A 16124-nucleotide genomic window follows, 5' to 3' on the forward strand; every position below is an offset into this window, starting at 1 on the left:
CCGGCCACAAGCCCCTTCAGGGCTTCCGGTCCATCGAGGCCATCATGGCCTGGACCAACGATTCCTGGAGCCAGGTGGTGAAGTTGTAGACGAGCGCCAGGTAGCTCTCTACGTCTTCGGCCTGGGACCAGTCCTGCATGGCGTGGACATGGTCGGCATCCGCCTCGTCGCGGATATCGAGGCGCTCGGCCAGCACCAAACGAACATCGTTGAGGGCCATGGACCAGAGCTTCGCCTCCTCCGGGGTGAGGACGAGCTCGTTGCGGTCCAGGCCCATCGCGGCGGCCCGAAGGGCGCCGATTTTTCCTTCCCGCAGCGAGCGCTCGGTGAGCTGACGGAACTCGAGGGACGCGGCGTCGTCGTTCTTCATGACGTTCGGCAAGAGCCGCAAAAGGGCGCGATCGGACGGTTCCTTGACGTTCATGTCCAGGCCGATCATGGCCGTCAGGGGATCTTCGTTGCTGGACAGCTCCGGTTCGAGCATTGAAATGACATCATCCAGGAGTCCGCGCAGGAGTTCGCGCTCGGCGGGCTCAAGGTAGCCGGTGATGCCCTTGAGTCCGTACTTGAAAGCCTTAGCCACGTGCGCCACCCTTGCGTCCCCGGCCGTCGCCGCTGCTGCTTGCCTTTTCAACCGTTGCCCACAAACCATAGCCGTGCATGGCAACCGCGTGCTGCTCCACTTGTTCCTTGCCTCCGTGCGCCACGATGGAACGGCCCTTCTTGTGGACCTCGAGCATGAGTTTGTTGGATTTGGCCTCGGAATAGCCGAAATAGCTCTGGAACACGTAACTCACATAGCTCATCAGGTTGACGGGATCGTTCCACACCACCAGGTTCCAAGGGATGTCGGCAGCGCTGAGGACGTCGGTGGACGACTGCTCCGAGAGGTCCGTCCGTTCTTTCCCCTTTAAGCCTGCGTCTGTCACTGTGCAGGTGGCTGTATAGGTGCCGGGGGCTGTGCCGGGGCCGACGGTAGTGGTCATCTGTCCATTCTAATGGTGATGGATGGGCGAACTAATGGCGGTTGAGCGAAGCACCCACAGCGGCGAGACCTGGGAGCCGCTGGGGACTAGAGTGAATTTCGTGAGTAGATCCGTCGCCTGGGACCACCCCCGCACGTCGTTGTACACCGATCACTATGAGCTGACCATGCTGGAAGCTGCCCTCCATTCGGGCGCGGCGCACCGGCGCTCCGTCTTCGAGGCCTTCGCGCGCCGCCTGCCCGACGGCCGCCGCTACGGAATCGTCGCCGGCACCGGCCGGCTGCTTGAGGGAATCAAGGACTTCCGATTCGGAGACGCCGAGCTCGCGTTTCTCGATCAACACAAAGTAGTTGACAGGCAGACACTGGACTTCCTCGCCGACTACAGGTTTTCCGGCGACATCTGGGGCTATCCGGAGGGCGAGGCCTACTTCCCCGGCTCCCCCATCTTGATCGTCGAATCCACGTTCGCGGAAGCATGCATCCTGGAAACATACATCTTGTCCGTGCTCAACCATGACACCGCGATCGCTTCGGCTGCCTCCCGGATGACCAGCGCGGCCGGCAACCGGCCGTGCATCGAGATGGGCTCCCGGCGCACCCAGGAGGAATCCGCGACGGCGGCAGCCCGTGCCGCGGTCATCGCCGGTTTCGGCAGCACGTCCAACCTTGAGGCCGGCCGGCGCTATGGCATCAAGACCGTGGGCACGGCCGCCCACTCGTTCACGCTCCTGCACGATACCGAGCGCGAGGCCTTCGAAGCCCAGATCGCCGCCTTCGGGCCGGGCACGACGCTGCTGGTGGACACGTACGACGTCGAGGCCGGGGTACGCACCGCGGTGGAACTCGCGGGTGACAAGCTCGGGGCAGTCCGCCTCGACTCCGGAGACCTCGTGGCCCAGGCCCAGTGGGTTCGAGAGCTGCTGGACAACCTTGGCAACACCAACACCCGGATCGTCGTCACCTCGGATCTCGATGAATATGCCATCGCGGCACTGCAATCGGCGCCCGTGGATGTCTACGGCGTAGGCACCTCCCTGGTCACAGGATCGGGAGCCCCGACGGCCAGCATGGTCTACAAGCTCGTCAGCCGGACCAACGATGCCGGGGAATTCGTTCCGGTGGCCAAGGTAGCCAAAAACAAGGCCAGCGTGGGCGGCCGCAAATACGCCCTGCGCAAACTCAACGAACTCGGCATCGCCACCCAGGAGATCGTGGGCATCGGACACCGGCCGGAGGACGACGGCAACGACCGCCCGCTGCTCCAGCAGTTCATCAAGAACGGCGAACTGCTCCCGGGATGGACGGGACACGAGGGCGTCGTCCGGGCACAGGAACGCCACGCTGCCAGCATGGCCGAACTCCCCCCGGTAGTCCGGCGGCTGCAGCGCGGCGAGCCGGCAATCCCCACCGTCTATGAGGAGGACTGAATGTCCCGTGCCCTGATTATCGTGGACGTCCAGAACGATTTCTGCGAGGGCGGGTCCCTCGCGGTGGAAGGTGGCGCCGCCACGGCTGCCGCCATCAGCGAATACCTTGACGAGAACCACCAGCACTTCGACCACGTCGTGGCCACGCAGGACTGGCACGTAGACCCGGGCAGCCATTTCTCGGAAACACCGGACCTTGTGGACACTTGGCCCCCGCATTGCCGCGCAGGGAGCAAGGGCGCCGAACTCCACCCGGATCTCGACGCCGAGTACATCCAAGCTTACTTCCGCAAGGGACAATACACCGCGGCCTACTCAGGCTTCGAAGGAGTCCTCGCTCCCGAAGACGAAGTGCCCATGGGCGAACTAGCGCCCGGCGCCGACCCCTCCGTCGAGCTGGACGAGGACGCCCTCGGGCTCGATGACTGGCTGCAGAGCCACGGAGTGGAGGAAGTGGTCGTGGTAGGTATCGCCACGGACTACTGCGTCAGGGCCACGGCACTGGACGCCGTGCAGGCGGGCTACTCCGTGACAGTGATCGGTGAACTCACCGCCGGAATCGCCGAGGATCTCGACGAAACCTACGCGGAACTGGAAGAAAACGGCGTCGAACTGGGGCAGCGCTAAGGGGTAGGGCCCGGCCAAGCAGTCCTACTTCCGTCCGATGAACCAATCCTGGAGCTTGCGCAGCCGTGACTGCAACTGCTCCTCGTTCGCCTGCGCGACTGCCGGTCCGCCGCACACCTCGCGCAACTTGTTGTGGACGACGCCGTGCGGGGTACCGGTGCGGGCCGACCAGGCCGCGACGTTTTTTGCGAGCTCATTGCGCAGGTCCATCAACATCCGGTGGTCCGGAACCGCGGGTGACGCGGCGGCAGCCAACGGAGATTGGCGCTTCTTCCTCGACTGCTGATCATGCTGCCGCTGCCGGAGCAACGTTCCCACTTGTTCAGCGTCGAGCAGCCCGGGGATCCCGAGGAAATCAAGTTCATCCTCGGAGCCGATATCGGCTCCCGTGCCGAACTCGCCGCCGTCGAACAGCACCCTGTCAAAGGATGCCTGCGAATCGAGGGCCTCGAATTTGCCCTTCTCGAGGGAGTCCGAGGCCTTCTCTTCGCGGTTGGCCTCGGCCATCAGGTTCTCTTCGGGGTTGAAGAGGCCGTCCGGATCTTCCTTCTCGGGCCGGTCCAGGGCGTGGTCCCGCTCGGCTTCCATGGAGTTGGCCAAGGCCATGAGGGGCGGAACCGACGGCAGGAAGACCGAGGCCGTTTCCCCGCGTTTGCGGGCACGGACGAAGCGGCCCACAGCTTGGGCGAAGAACAGGGGCGTCGAGGTGGACGTCGCGTAGACGCCGACCGAAAGCCTGGGGACGTCGACGCCCTCAGACACCATCCGGACAGCCACCATCCAGCGCTTGTCGCTGGCGGTGAACTCCTCGATCTTGTGCGAAGCCTTGGAATCATCGGACAGGATCACCGTGGGCGACTGACCTGTGATTTTCTTGAGCTGACCTGCATAGGCGCGGGCGTCGTCGTGATCCGTGGCAATGACGAGGCCGCCGGCGTCGGGCACGGTACGGCGCACCTCGCCGAGGCGCTTGTCGGCGGCAGCAAGAACCGCGGGGATCCATTCGCCGCCGGGGTTCAGCGCGGTCCGCCATGCCTGGGAGGTGATGTCCTTGGTGACGGCGGCCTCGCCGAGCGATGCCGCCATTTCATCTCCCCCGCTGGTACGCCAACGCATCTGGCCCGAATACGCCATGAACAGCACGGGACGGACAACGTGGTCCCTCAAGGCATTGCCGTAACCATAGGTGTAATCCGCCTTCGAGCGGCGGATGCCATCGCGGTCTTCGGCGTATTCCACGAAAGGGATGGGTGAGGTATCGGAACGGAAAGGCGTGCCTGTGAGCGCCAAGCGTCGCGCGGCAGGATCGAAGGCCTCGCGCAATCCGTCGCCCCAGGACAACGCTTCGCCACCGTGGTGGATTTCATCGAGGATGACCAGCGTGCGGGCGGCCTCGGTCTTGGCCCTGTGGAGCATGGGCTTGCTCGCCACCTGCGCATAGGTGACCGCGACGCCGACGAAGCCCCTGCCGTGCTGGCCGTCGGAATTCTTGAAGTTCGGATCGATAGCAATGCCCACCTTGGCCGCGGCGTCCGCCCACTGCCGTTTCAGGTGGTCAGTGGGAGCGACGATCGTCACGCGGTTCACGGTTCCACTCTCAAGGAGTATTGAGGCAATCCGCAGGGCGAAGGTTGTCTTACCTGCTCCCGGCGTTGCCACGGCGAGAAAATCGCGCGGGCTCGCGTTGAGGTACAAGTCCAGCGCTTCCTGCTGCCAGGCGCGCAGCTTCGGGGCGGTTCCCCAGGCTGCGCGTTCCGGATATGCCGGAGGCAGCGCGGGGCCGCCGAAGAGTGTTTCAGTCACGCGGATTCCCCCCGACCAGCAACGATTCCAAGCAAGTCCGCTGCGGCCAGCGAAACCCAAATAACCACAAAAAACACCAATCTGTTCCGGACGCGCCGAATCACGCAGGGCAGCAAACAGGCAGGAGGAAGCGCTCCCCCGCCTACTACCAGGAAATACCCGACTACTTGGGCTTACTCGCTACTCGGAGCCGCCCGGGCCGCCTTTGTCTCCGCCGTCGTTACCGGGGCGAAGTCCTTCATAGATTTCTTTGCACTCGGGGCAGACCGGGAACTTCTGCGGGTCCCGGCCAGGGGTCCACACTTTGCCGCACAGGGCAATCACGGGTTCGCCTGTCAGGGCGGACTCCATGATCTTTTCCTTGCGGACATAGTGCGAGAAACGCTCCCGGTCACCGGGTTCCACTTCCTGGCGCACTTCCTCGCGCTCAATGGTTGCAGTGGAAGTTCCGGCTCCGGAAAGCTCGCGCATGGGATCGTTTTCGAATGGGTCCGGAGGCAGCGTCGTCATGCCATCCATCTTAGCCGCTGATGCTTCGCGATCAGATGCACTGTGTCAGATGCTCTGCCATTTCGGCTTGTTGTCATAGGTGTGGCGATAGTAATCGGCGAGCTTGAGCGAGGAAGCCGCAGCCTCATCGATCAGGATGGTAGCGTGCTGGTGCATTTGCAACACCGATGCCGCGCAGATGGCCGCCACCGGCCCCTCGACAAAGTCCCTGACGGTCTGGGCTTTCTGCGCCCCCGTGGCAATCAGGACAACGTGCCGGGCGTCCATGATGGTTCCCAAGCCCTGCGTGACCACGTGGTGGGGAACGTCGTCGATACTCTTGAAGAAGCGCGCGTTGTCCTTGCGGGTCTGCTCGATCAGCGTCTTGATCCGGGTCCGCGAAGCGAGCGAGGAACCGGGCTCATTGAATCCAATATGGCCGTCCGTGCCCACGCCAAGGATCTGCAGGTCAACGCCACCGAGTGCCCGCATGGAGTCCTCGTACGCCTCGCAGGCTGCGGGAAGGTCGGCCGCAGTACCGTCCGGGCTGTGCACGTTGGCGGGGTCGATATTGACCCGGTCCGTGAATTCACGGCGGATGACTTCACGGTACGACTCCGGATGCCCGGGTTCGAGCCCGACGTATTCATCAAGGGCGAAGGCGTGTGCCTGGCTGAAGTCGAGACCCTTTTCCTGGTGGCGGCGCGCCAGTTCGTCATAGACAGGGAGCGGAGAGGACCCTGTGGCCAGGCCCAGGACGGCGTTCGGCTTTCGGCGGAGCAGTGCCTCGATGGCATCCGCGGCAAGCGCCCCGATCTGTTTGCTTCCCGGAAGGATGACAACTTCCATCGTCCACGACCTTTCTAGCTGTGTTTCCCGGATGAACTGATTCAAACTCGAGGTTATCCCATGTCCCATAACTTGTCATTGTTGGTCATGGAATCAACGGTTGACGCTCAATTGTGCGAAGAGCTCGGGCCCGCGCCGGTCAAGCCAACGTCCGCCGATCCGGACTCCCGACACGAACAATGCCACCCCAAGAACCGTACCAATTGCCAGATTGATCCATCCCCACAGCGGATCGCCCGTGACCGACTGGACAATCACGAGGACAAGTTCCGGAAGGACCAGGAGGAACAGCACCGCCATTCCCCCGAACTGGACCGCCAGTGTCTGGGCAACGTTTCCCGGCGGCTTCTTGAACGGACTGTCCCCGGGCAACGGCACAGTGGACGTGTACCGCGCCGACACGACGGAGGCCAAGCCCAGGCCCGTGAACAGCACGCCCAGGGAAAGCCCCAGGACACCTGGCAACCAGCCCCACTCGCGGGTCAGGAAAAAGGGCCCGACGGCGAAGATCAACACCACCGGGAGGGCGAATGCCAGGCAGGCCAAGGCCCGGCCGAGCCGGTCATGAACGCCGCGGACCCCGGTGGCCAGATGCAAGGCAAATGCGGTGTTGTCGTAGGAGACATCCGCGGCGATGGACCATGCGAGGACAAAGGCAGACATTGGTCCCAGAATCACCAGCATGGAGTAGCTTCCGGACTGCCCGGACTGGAACAGGAAAATCACGGGCAACAACGGGACCACCATCAGCGAGGCTGCGTAGCGCGGATCACGGATCCAGTAGCTGAGGGAGCGTGCGGCAACGGCACCGGTGGGAGTTGCCGGCAGCAGTCCGAACAAGCCAAGCTTCCCGCCGCGTTTCCTTGATCCACCGGAATATGGCGGAGTGACCAGTGCCCGCTTGAGCAAGGCATTCCAGGCGGCAAACAACACGAGGAGAGTGGCGAGGGCGATCAATGCCTTCAGGCCGGCGGCGGCAAAATCTCCGGACGCCAGATCCCCGCCAAGCGACCAGGAAGCTCCGAGTGGAGTCCAGGAGACCGTCCGGGCAAGTTCCGGGAGGTAGCCCGTGGAACCGGACACTCCCCTGAAGACGCCGGCCACGATCGGTCCCATCAGCACGAGTGGCACAAAGACCACAATGCTGCTCGCATCTTTGAAACGGCGGGAGGCAGCGAGGCTTGCAGTCGCCGTCGTGATGACTTTCGACAAGACCACGCAGCTCAGCACGCCCAGCACGGCACCCAGAAGGGCGCCGAGCACCGCCGGCACGCTGCGCCACCATGTCGCCGCGGTGAATAATGCCACAATCGTCGTGGACAAGCCCGGCAATCCGATGAATCCGGCGAGGGCAAGCCCGGTCAGCAGCTGGCGCATCGGGATCGCCGACGTCGTGAAGCGGGAAGGGTCAAGCGTCATGTCAGCGGCCGAGGCCATCAGGGGCACGATCGCCCAGGCCAGGATCGCGGCGGCGCCACCGAGGACGACGGCGGTGTGGGCCGTCTCGGCGTCGGCCCAGCGCAGGGCGACGAGCGTCACCACGAGGGTCGCGACGACTCCCAGCGCATAGAGCCCGCCGATCGCGATGCCCACAAGCTGGCCCGGGCTGCGCCGGAAGCCGTTCCGCAGGAGCCGCCACTTCAGGCTCAGAAGGTGCGCAACCATTCCAGGCCCCCTGTCTGGTTTCCGCCGCCCACGAGCTGCACAAACCGGTCCTCGAGCGTGACACCGTCACGGACCTCGTCGACGGTTCCGGCGGCGAGGACCCTGCCGGCAGCCACGACGGCTACGTGGTCGCACATGCGCTGCACAAGGTCCATGACGTGGCTCGAGACGATGACCGTCCCTCCCGAGGCCACATAGTTGTCAAGAATTCCCCTGATGTTGGCTGCCGACACGGGATCCACGGACTCAAAGGGCTCGTCCAGCACGAGCAGCCTGGGCGCATGGATGAGCGCCGACGCGAGGGCAATCTTCTTTGTCATGCCGGCGGAGTAGTCAACCACGAGGGTGCCGGCGTCGCCGCTGAGATCCAGCGCGGCCATCAACTCTCCCACCCTTTGGGCAACGACGTCCCGGTCCATGCCACGGAGCAAGCCGGCGTAGGTGACCAGCTGTTCACCCGTCAAGCGGTCGAAGAGACGGACGCCGTCGGGCAGTATCCCCATCAGTTTCTTGGCTTCGAGCGGCTTAGTCCACACATCCACGCCGTGGATGAAGGCCGTCCCGAAATCCGGCCGCAAGAGCCCGGTGGCCATGGACAACGTGGTCGTCTTGCCCGCCCCGTTGGGACCAACGACGCCGTAGAAGGAGCCGGCGGGGACATCGAGGCTGATGCCGTCGACGGCGATTTTGCCGCCGAAGCGTTTTGCCAGTCCGCGCAGGGCCAAGGCCGGCACCGGGAAGATAGGAGGGGAACCGGGAAGCTGGACAGTCATGCAGCCAGCCTAGCCCCGGTGACGGTTCCAGGAGTCGTCCCGGAGGGGGAACTACGGGGCCCCTTTTCCGGAGCAGCCTCATCCCAAAGGACTAGCTCTTAGAAGCTGTGCCGTGGAACTGCGCGCTGATACTGCGGAGCCCAATCCAAGGGAAAGCCGAGTTCAAAAGCCGCGCGAAGCCACCAGTGCGGATCGCGGAGGGCTGCCCGTGCCATGAATACGCCATCGGCTTGGCCCGTGGCCACCGTGTGTTCGGCCTGTCCTGAGGATGTCAGGAAGCCGACTGCACCGGTGGGAACCCCTGCTTCGCGCCGGATCTGTTCCGAGAATCCCGTCTGGTATCCAGGACCCGCCTTGATCCGCTGGTGGGCCACTGCGCCTCCGCTGGAGACGTCCACCAAGTCCACGCCGTGCTCGGCCGCCGCCCGCGCAAGGCGCACGGAGGCGTCAATGTCTACGCCACCCTCGGCCCAATCACTGGCGGATATCCGCAGCAGCAACGGCATCGAATCGGGGATGACCGCACGGACGGCGTCGATGACCTCAAGCATCAAGCGGTTTCGTGCGGCCTCGCTGCCTCCCCAGGAATCGTCGCGCTTGTTGATCAAGGGACTTTGGAATTCGTGCAGGAGGTAGCCATGCGCGCCGTGGATCTCCACCGTGTCGAACCCGGCGTCGACGGCCCGTGAGGCTGCCGCCGCGAAATCCGAAATCACGGCATAAATGTCCTCATCGCTCATTGCAAGCGGACTTGCAAGGCCGGCAAACGCCTCGTTACCCGGCCCCCGGGCCACCCACCCGCCGTCGGACTCCGCGACGGATCCGCTCTCTTCGGCGAACGGCCAGTAGGTGGAAGCCTTGCGGCCGGCGTGCGCCAGTTGGACGCCGATCTTGCCGCCCACGGCACTGTTGCGGTGGACGAAGTCCACAATCCGCTCCCAGGCGGCCGCCTGCTCGTCCGTGTACAGTCCAGCGTCGCGCGGACTGATCCGCCCCTCGGGGCTGACGGCCGCCGCTTCGGTGAGGATGAGCGCGGCGCCGCCCGTGGCAAACGCGCCAAGATGCACCAGGTGCCAATCGTTGGGTACGCCGCCCCCGCCGTCGGGCGAGCAGCTGTACTGGCACATCGGGGAAACCCAGCCACGATGCGGGACCGTCAAGGAGCGCAATTGAAGCGGGCTGAACAACGCCGGTTGCGTCATTAGAAGAGGACCCGCGCCAGACCTTGCCGGGCCTTGGCGACACGCTGGTCCGAAATGCCGACGACGTCGAACAGTTCCAGCAGGCGCACACGCGCCGCCTCACGCTCGGGACCGAAGTTGCGGCCAATGAACGCGATGATGCGGTTGAACGCGTCCTCGATGTGTCCACCCGAGATGTCGAGGTCGGCCACCGTGAGCTGTACTTCGATGTTGTCCGGCTCCTCCGCCGCCCGCTGACGCATGGCTCCGGCTTCCGTTGCCGTCAGGAGCTCGAGCCTGCCCATCAGTTCCACTTGGGCGAGTCCGGCCTTCGCCTCGGCATCAGCCGGTTTCTCAGCGAGCGCCTGGCGGTAGGCGGTGGCCGCAGCGGCGTAATCTCCGGCTTCAATGGCATCGAAGGCTGCCTGGTGCAGCGGAGGCAAAGGACGGGCTTCCGCACCCGCGGCGCCCGCGCCGATGCTGCCTGTCACTCCGTTGGCTTCGGCCACCTTGAGGAGTTCGTCGATGAGGGCACGGATTTCCTGGTCCGACGCGGGCCCCTCGAAGAGCGGCACGGGCTGGCCCTTCAAGACCGCGACGGCGGTGGGGATGGCCTGGACCTGGAATGCCTGCGCAAGCTGCGGGAACGCGTCAACATCCGCCGCAGCCAGCACGACTTTGCCGGCGTAACCTTCGACGACAGCTTCGAGGCTGTGGAGGAGGGTCGAAGCCTCCAGGGACCGGTTGGACCACAAAAGGAAAAGGACGGGAATCTTCGCGGACAGCTGGACGAGATCCTGGAAGTTGGCCTCGCTGGCATCTACGCGAAGGGGCTGGCTGCCTCCGGGGCTCCCGCCGGACGCCGCCGGGGCACCACTCGGTGCCGCCGGCGCAGGGCGCCGCAATGCAGAGAGGTCGACGGCGCCGCGCAGGTTGAGCTGGCTGGCAGCGGCTGGAGAGACGGGACGGGATCCTGGCGAACTCATACCGTCCACTCTAGCCGCTGCGCCAACAGCATTTGCCTACTGGAAGCTGGCCCCCACCAGACCGCGGACCGCGGCAACGAGCTTCATGGGAGCAGTCGAGCCTGCCGGTGGAACGTAAATGGCTACCGACTCCGAGAAGGTCTGCACGAGGCCGACTTTCGTGGAATCCCCGCCCGCGAGCACTGCCGCGGCTTTGTCCACGGTCAGGGTGTCGCCATCCGACTTGGGCTTGCTGGTGAAATCGAAGTTCAGCTTTCCCACGACCACGGCGCCGCCGTCGGACGTCCGGAACACAGCCGTATCCGTCGGAGAGGGCGTGTGCGTGAAGGTGAAATTGCCGTTGGTGCCGGACTTGACGGTGCTCGCCTGGTAGTCAAGGACATCGGCAATGTAGGGCGAGTTGGTGCCTTCCACGAGCTTGTCCTTGAACGCCGAATCGGCCTTCGTCAAGCGATCGCCCAGGGCTGCCATCGCCTCGGTCCCGCTGTACTGCAGCCCGGGCTTGTCTCCGGCCGCCAACTGCGCGGTTCCGCCCAAGGGAATCGCCGGGAAGGACGTTCCCGGCTGAAGCGGGGAAGTGCTCTTCAGCTTGTAGTTCTCCCGCGGCGAGGCCTGCACGAGGGTCAGGACCTGGGGAACCACGTTGCCATCGCCCTGGGTCAGGGCGATCACTGTGCGCGGCCAGGTTCGCTGGGTGGAGATGACGCTGCCCAGCAGTTTGCTGGACCGGACGGGCATCCGCGCCTCGTGCGTGGCGACCTGGGACCGGATCTTATAGTTCTGTGTGCGCACCTGCAGCTCCGTGCCGTCAACCCTGGGAGCGAGTTTGGAGGCATCACGAGCGGCATCCCCGGCAGCCACGGCGCCGGCGACCTGGTCCAGGATGCGCTTGAGCTGAGCGTCCACCAAGACGGGGACGTTCTGCGCACCGGCGGTCCCCGCGGGGCTCGCCGTCGCGGATCCGGACGGTGCCGCGGATCCGGAGGGAGACGGAGTCTCGGCCGCCTGGGCGCTTGCCGCGGTGCCACCGACGAGGGCGGTCACAACAGCTGCAGCTACAAGTGAAATACGAAGTGCGGGACCACCGCTTGTGCCTTTGTTGGTCTCCTCGGCAGGTGCGTCCTCGCCGATGATTTCCTTGCCGGTTTCCCTGGCGGTGTCTTCGCCGGCGGTCTCCGGAACAGTTTCCGTGTTCCCACCGCCCCGCGGACCGTTCGGGCGGGAGCCCCGACCCCTGGTGAACTTGCTGACGAACGGCAACGCCGCACCCGCGACGATGAGGATCGCGCCAATGACGATAAGCGGGACCGCCCACGGCATAGTGGCATCGTTGGCGAAAGTTATGGAGACCGACGACGGCGCCGGCTTGGTTCCGTCGCTAGCCAGGAGGAGGGACCAGTTGCCACTCGCGGGAGGGGTAAAGGTGTAGTCCAGCTGTCCGTTGGCGTTCTCCGTTTGCACCCACAGGTCCGATCCGGCAGGCGACGGAGAGCTTGCTTCGCCGTCGGTGCCGGCAACCTGGAGGGACTTGCCGTCCTCGGAGACACCGGTGATGCTGTTGTGCGCGGTCTTGCCTACCCACGCATCGACGTCATCCGGACGTCCGACAGCCAACACGAACTTGCCATCGCCCTTGATGCTGATTTGTCTGGGACCGCCCTTGTGGGTCAACACATCTTGGGTTATCACGGTCAGCGGAGCGGCTTTGGAGTCGCCGGGGGCGGACGCGGTTACGGTCTCGGCCGGGGCCCAAAAGGTCAGCTGGCCAATGCCGGCCAACAGTGTCAGCAGGCCAAGCAGCACCAGCGAAACTGCAGTCTTCAAGCGCACAGGAATACCAATCATCAGCGGTCGTTGAACTTCAAGGGTAACGGTTTTGTTACCAAGGAGTCAGTTCGGGGCCCTCCCGAAGGGCTTCCCGCCGCATGGCTCACCCTCTAGAATTCGCCGATTCCGGCCTGCTGATAGTGTGGCGAACAACATGACATCGGGCGATCCTGGAGCCTGACCGCGGAACGAAAAGGCAGCTGAAGAACGTGAAAGAGCGCATGGATCCCACTCCCGCCGGACAAGAACCGGGGACCAGCCCGGATGGCTTGGGTGATGGGTCTGCCCGGGACGGCAAAGATCATGGTGAGGGACTGATGGCCTCCTTCGTGCGCCGCCTCCGCCAGCCCATTCCCGGAGCCCAACCGCGGGTCCGTTTCGAAATGCCTCCCGAACTTGAGCACGATGCAACAACCGAGCCCGCCCAGGATGAATCCGACGGTGCGCGCTTCGGTTCCCCCGGCCCCAGGATGTCCGCGCAACACCCCCTGTACGTCGGCTTCATGGGCACGGCCGGCGTCGGCGTCGCCCTCATGCTGTATTACATCGGCACCAGTACCGTCCAACTGTTGTTGTGGATCGTTACGGCCCTGTTCATTGCCTTGGGACTTGACCCCGTGGTCCGTGGGCTTGAGGAGCGCAAGGTGCCGCGCCCTGCCGGCGTCGTCATCGCCGTCGGGGTCCTCGTTGCTGGAGTAGCGGCGTTTTTCGCCACCCTGATCCCCACCATCGTCGAACAGGTCTCGCAGATTGTGCGGCAGGCTCCGGACTGGATCCGGGGTTTCGTGGATTCGGATTTCTTCCGCTCCCTCGACAGCCAATTCGGCGTCCGCGACAAGATCAGCCAGGAGCTCGACAAGTTCGTCAAGAACCCCGACGCCATGGGCGGTATCTTCGGCGGCGTCGTCGGTTTCGGATCCACGGTGGCCAACGGGGTCTTCGGAACGCTGATCGTCCTGGTCCTCAGCCTCTACTTCCTCGGCGCCCTGCCTGCCATGAAGAGATGGGGATACCGGCTCGCACCACGGTCACGCAGGCCCCGGGTGGAAGCGCTGTCCGAGGAGATCACACGCTCGGTGGGCAATTATGTGATCGGCCAGGTTTGTGTCGCCTTGCTCAACGCGTTGTTCGCGTTCATCGTCATGAGCATCCTGGGCATTCCGTTCAGCGTCCTGCTGGCTTTCGTGGTTGCCCTGCTTGCGTTCATCCCCTTGGTGGGAGGCTTGATTGCCGCTGTGGTGGTCATCCTGGTAGCCCTGACCGCCGGTTGGCAGACCGCCGTGATCTACGCCATCTGCTACTTCGCTTATCTGCAGTTCGAGGCCTACTTCATCTCGCCGCGCATCATGCAGAAGGCCGTTGCCGTTCCGGGTGCTGTTGCCGTGATCTCGGTGATCGCGGGCGGCAGCCTACTGGGCGTACTCGGCGCCTTGATCGCCATCCCGACGGCGGCAGCCATCATGCTGCTGATCAAGGAAGTCTTCATCGTCCGGCAGGACCGCCACTGAGCGGTGACTGTCAGGCGGTGACTGTTAAGCCGTAACCATTTAGGCAGTGGCCACTGGGCCTGTCCATTGGCGCGGAAGGCCGTCGGGTCCTGCACCGGCTTCCGTCACGTCGTCCACGATCTGGTCCAAGACCCGGGCCGCGTACTTCTCACCGACCCACAGGTGCTTCGCGCCGTCGATCCCCAAGACCCGGGCCTGAGGCACCAGGCTGAATCGCGCGGCGGCCTCGGCCGGCTGAAGATAGTCGTCGTGTTCCGGAACCAGGACCGTCAGCGGCTTCCCCGAAGCAGCCCATTCCTTCAAGTGCACATCCGTGGCACGGTGGAGCGGCGGGGACAGGAGGACGGCACCCTCCACGTGGGAAGCCACAGGCTCCACGGCACCGTACATCAAGGCCAGCTCGGTGCCGAAAGACCAGCCCACCAGCCAGCGATTAGGAAGACCGCGTTCCACCGCGAAGCGAACAGCGGCCTCGACGTCGTACCGCTCACCGATTCCTTCGTCGAACTGCCCCTGGCTGGTACCCCGGGGCGAATGCGTTCCGCGCGTGTTGAAGCGCAGCACCGCGATGCCGGCGAGTGCCGGAAGCCGATAGGACGCCTTCCGGTAGACGTGCGAATCCATGAAGCCACCGTGCGTAGGCAGGGGGTGCAGCGTAATAAGGGTCGCCGAGATCTCGCCCGATTCCGGCAGTGCCAGCTCACCCACAAGCAACTTGCCGTCTTCGGTGCGGAACTCCACGTTTTCGCGGTGCGCCGGCAAAACCGTGGATGCCCTGATGTCCGTGGCAGACTCCGGCTGGCTGAAAACGAGGGAAGCGGGATCGAAACTCATGTGTCCAAGCTTAAGTGGTTAGCGGTACCGGTACGTTCGGCCCGTCCAGCAGTTGTTGTGCCAGTGGCGCCGTTCCGCCAACCCTGCGGCATCACCGAAGAGGTGCGTCTCGGACCACACCACCAAATGGGCGATTCCGGGCACGATGGCCATCGAACAACCAGGACATATATAGGTCTTCTCGGCATTCCGTGCGGTCATGGTCCGGACCATCCAGTCGCCGTCGGGGGCACTTTCCCTGCGGGCAATGCCCGAACGGGCACGTTCCAGATCCAGTTCCGGCGACTCGCCTGTCCGTTTCCAGCTTGCCTTGGCTGATTCGGTGCGTCGGGGGCGGTTGGAGCGGGGCATGACTCCATTCTGCCCCAGTCGCTAGTTGCGCGCGGCAGGGGTGGCGGCAGAGGAAGTAAAGTGGAGCGGGTGCGACTCGTCATAGCCCGTTGTTCCATAGATTACGTTGGCCGCCTCAAGGCCCACCTCCCGCTTGCCACCCGGCTTTTGCTCGTCAAATCCGATGGTTCCGTGCTGGTCCACTCCGACGGCGGCTCCTACAAGCCGCTCAACTGGATGAGCCCGCCCGCTACCTTGCGGGTGACCACGCCGGAGGAAACCGAGGTCGAAGAAGGCGTGGTGGAGCAGTGGACAGTGCAGTCGGCAAAGACCGATGACCGGCTCATCATCAACATCTACGAGCACCTCCATGACACGTCCCACGACCTCGGAACTGACCCGGGGCTCATCAAGGACGGCGTCGAAGCCGATCTGCAGCGACTGCTAGCCGAGCAGATCGAAACCCTTGGAGCAGGCTATTCGCTCATCCGGCGCGAGTACTTCACTGCCATCGGTCCGGTGGACATCCTCGCCCGCGACGGCCACGGCAGGACAGTCGCCGTCGAACTCAAACGGCGCGGCGACATCGACGGCGTCGAGCAGCTCACGCGCTACCTTGAACTACTCAACCGCGATCCACTGCTGGCCCCGGTGCGGGGCATTTTCGCCGCGCAGCAGATCAAGCCGCAGGCGAAGGTCCTTGCCAACGACCGCGGAATCGACTGCATCACCCTGGACTATGACGCGATGCGCGGCGTAGACGACAGCGAGTCGCGCTTGTTCTAGCGGTCCTGGCCGTCATCCCGGATAAACCGGGTCAGGCGCGCGCCCCGGCAA

General features: G+C 64.4%; 16 protein-coding genes. 4 read left to right on the plus strand and 12 right to left on the minus strand.

The genetic code is table 11. The features are described from left to right. Positions 1 to 16: 16 nt before the first annotated feature. The gene (locus ACSKT0_RS16475) at positions 17 to 583 is read right to left on the minus strand and encodes a DUF2017 domain-containing protein (RefSeq protein WP_345449879.1); all 567 of its coding nucleotides are present in this window, start codon (positions 581 to 583) and stop codon (positions 17 to 19) included. Next, entirely contained in the window at positions 576 to 986 is a 411-nt protein-coding gene (gene clpS, locus ACSKT0_RS16480) for an ATP-dependent Clp protease adapter ClpS (RefSeq protein ID WP_345449878.1), read from the minus strand. Before clpS ends, ACSKT0_RS16475 begins: the two co-directional genes overlap by 8 nt. 100 nt (positions 987 to 1086) lie before the next feature. Here clpS and ACSKT0_RS16485 point away from each other — a divergent pair, with 100 nt between their 5' ends. Next, positions 1087 to 2415 carry a nicotinate phosphoribosyltransferase gene (locus ACSKT0_RS16485; RefSeq protein WP_437770742.1) on the plus strand — a complete coding sequence of 443 codons (1329 nt, stop codon included), beginning with the start codon at positions 1087 to 1089 and terminating at the stop codon, positions 2413 to 2415. Then, the gene (locus ACSKT0_RS16490; RefSeq protein ID WP_437770743.1) at positions 2416 to 3042 is read left to right on the plus strand and encodes an isochorismatase family protein; all 627 of its coding nucleotides are present in this window, start codon (positions 2416 to 2418) and stop codon (positions 3040 to 3042) included. 24 nt (positions 3043 to 3066) lie between these two features. Here ACSKT0_RS16490 and ACSKT0_RS16495 read toward each other — a convergent pair whose 3' ends face one another. The 8 genes from ACSKT0_RS16495 to ACSKT0_RS16530 all read right to left on the minus strand — a co-directional run bounded on the left by ACSKT0_RS16495 (position 3067) and on the right by ACSKT0_RS16530 (position 12633). Continuing rightward, on the minus strand, positions 3067 to 4845 hold the full coding sequence (locus ACSKT0_RS16495) for a DEAD/DEAH box helicase (protein ID WP_437770744.1): 1779 nt from the start codon (positions 4843 to 4845) through the stop codon (positions 3067 to 3069). Between the two features lie 180 nt (positions 4846 to 5025). After that, the gene (locus tag ACSKT0_RS16500) at positions 5026 to 5364 is read right to left on the minus strand and encodes a DUF3039 domain-containing protein (RefSeq protein ID WP_437770745.1); all 339 of its coding nucleotides are present in this window, start codon (positions 5362 to 5364) and stop codon (positions 5026 to 5028) included. Positions 5365 to 5400: 36 nt separating this feature from the next. After that, positions 5401 to 6183: a glucosamine-6-phosphate deaminase gene (nagB, locus tag ACSKT0_RS16505; protein ID WP_437770746.1), complete on the minus strand. Its 783-nt coding sequence runs from the start codon at positions 6181 to 6183 to the stop codon at positions 5401 to 5403. 93 nt (positions 6184 to 6276) lie between these two features. Then, a complete protein-coding gene (locus ACSKT0_RS16510; protein ID WP_437770747.1) occupies positions 6277 to 7848 on the minus strand; it encodes a transporter in 1572 nt (523 codons plus the stop codon). Then, entirely contained in the window at positions 7830 to 8621 is a 792-nt protein-coding gene (locus tag ACSKT0_RS16515; protein ID WP_437770748.1) for an ABC transporter ATP-binding protein, read from the minus strand. The genes ACSKT0_RS16510 and ACSKT0_RS16515 overlap by 19 nt, the downstream gene beginning before the upstream one ends. 98 nt (positions 8622 to 8719) lie before the next feature. Then, positions 8720 to 9823 (minus strand): NADH:flavin oxidoreductase/NADH oxidase, encoded by a 1104-nt coding sequence (locus ACSKT0_RS16520; RefSeq protein WP_437770749.1) that lies wholly within the window; start codon positions 9821 to 9823, stop codon positions 8720 to 8722. Beyond that, positions 9823 to 10788, minus strand: coding sequence for a co-chaperone YbbN (locus ACSKT0_RS16525; RefSeq protein ID WP_437770750.1), 966 nt, complete (start codon positions 10786 to 10788; stop codon positions 9823 to 9825). The genes ACSKT0_RS16520 and ACSKT0_RS16525 overlap by 1 nt, the downstream gene beginning before the upstream one ends. 36 nt (positions 10789 to 10824) lie before the next feature. Beyond that, entirely contained in the window at positions 10825 to 12633 is a 1809-nt protein-coding gene (locus ACSKT0_RS16530; protein ID WP_437770751.1) for a hypothetical protein, read from the minus strand. A 299-nt stretch (positions 12634 to 12932) separates the two neighbouring features. On the opposite strand from ACSKT0_RS16530, the gene ACSKT0_RS16535 reads away from it, so the two are divergent. Beyond that, positions 12933 to 14123, plus strand: a complete 1191-nt coding sequence (locus tag ACSKT0_RS16535) for an AI-2E family transporter (RefSeq protein ID WP_437774058.1) — start codon at positions 12933 to 12935, stop codon at positions 14121 to 14123. Between the two features lie 39 nt (positions 14124 to 14162). Here ACSKT0_RS16535 and ACSKT0_RS16540 read toward each other — a convergent pair whose 3' ends face one another. Together ACSKT0_RS16540 and ACSKT0_RS16545 are read right to left on the minus strand one after the other, a co-directional pair. Continuing rightward, a complete protein-coding gene (locus tag ACSKT0_RS16540) occupies positions 14163 to 14957 on the minus strand; it encodes an alpha/beta hydrolase (protein WP_437770752.1) in 795 nt (264 codons plus the stop codon). Positions 14958 to 14975: 18 nt separating this feature from the next. Next, positions 14976 to 15308, minus strand: coding sequence for an ATP/GTP-binding protein (locus ACSKT0_RS16545; RefSeq protein WP_236811708.1), 333 nt, complete (start codon positions 15306 to 15308; stop codon positions 14976 to 14978). A 69-nt stretch (positions 15309 to 15377) separates the two neighbouring features. Here ACSKT0_RS16545 and nucS point away from each other — a divergent pair, with 69 nt between their 5' ends. Then, positions 15378 to 16073, plus strand: coding sequence for an endonuclease NucS (nucS, locus tag ACSKT0_RS16550; RefSeq protein ID WP_437770753.1), 696 nt, complete (start codon positions 15378 to 15380; stop codon positions 16071 to 16073). Positions 16074 to 16124: the final 51 nt, after the last annotated feature.

The organism is Arthrobacter sp. KNU40 (genome assembly GCF_051515115.1).
Lineage (GTDB): Bacteria > Actinomycetota > Actinomycetes > Actinomycetales > Micrococcaceae > Arthrobacter.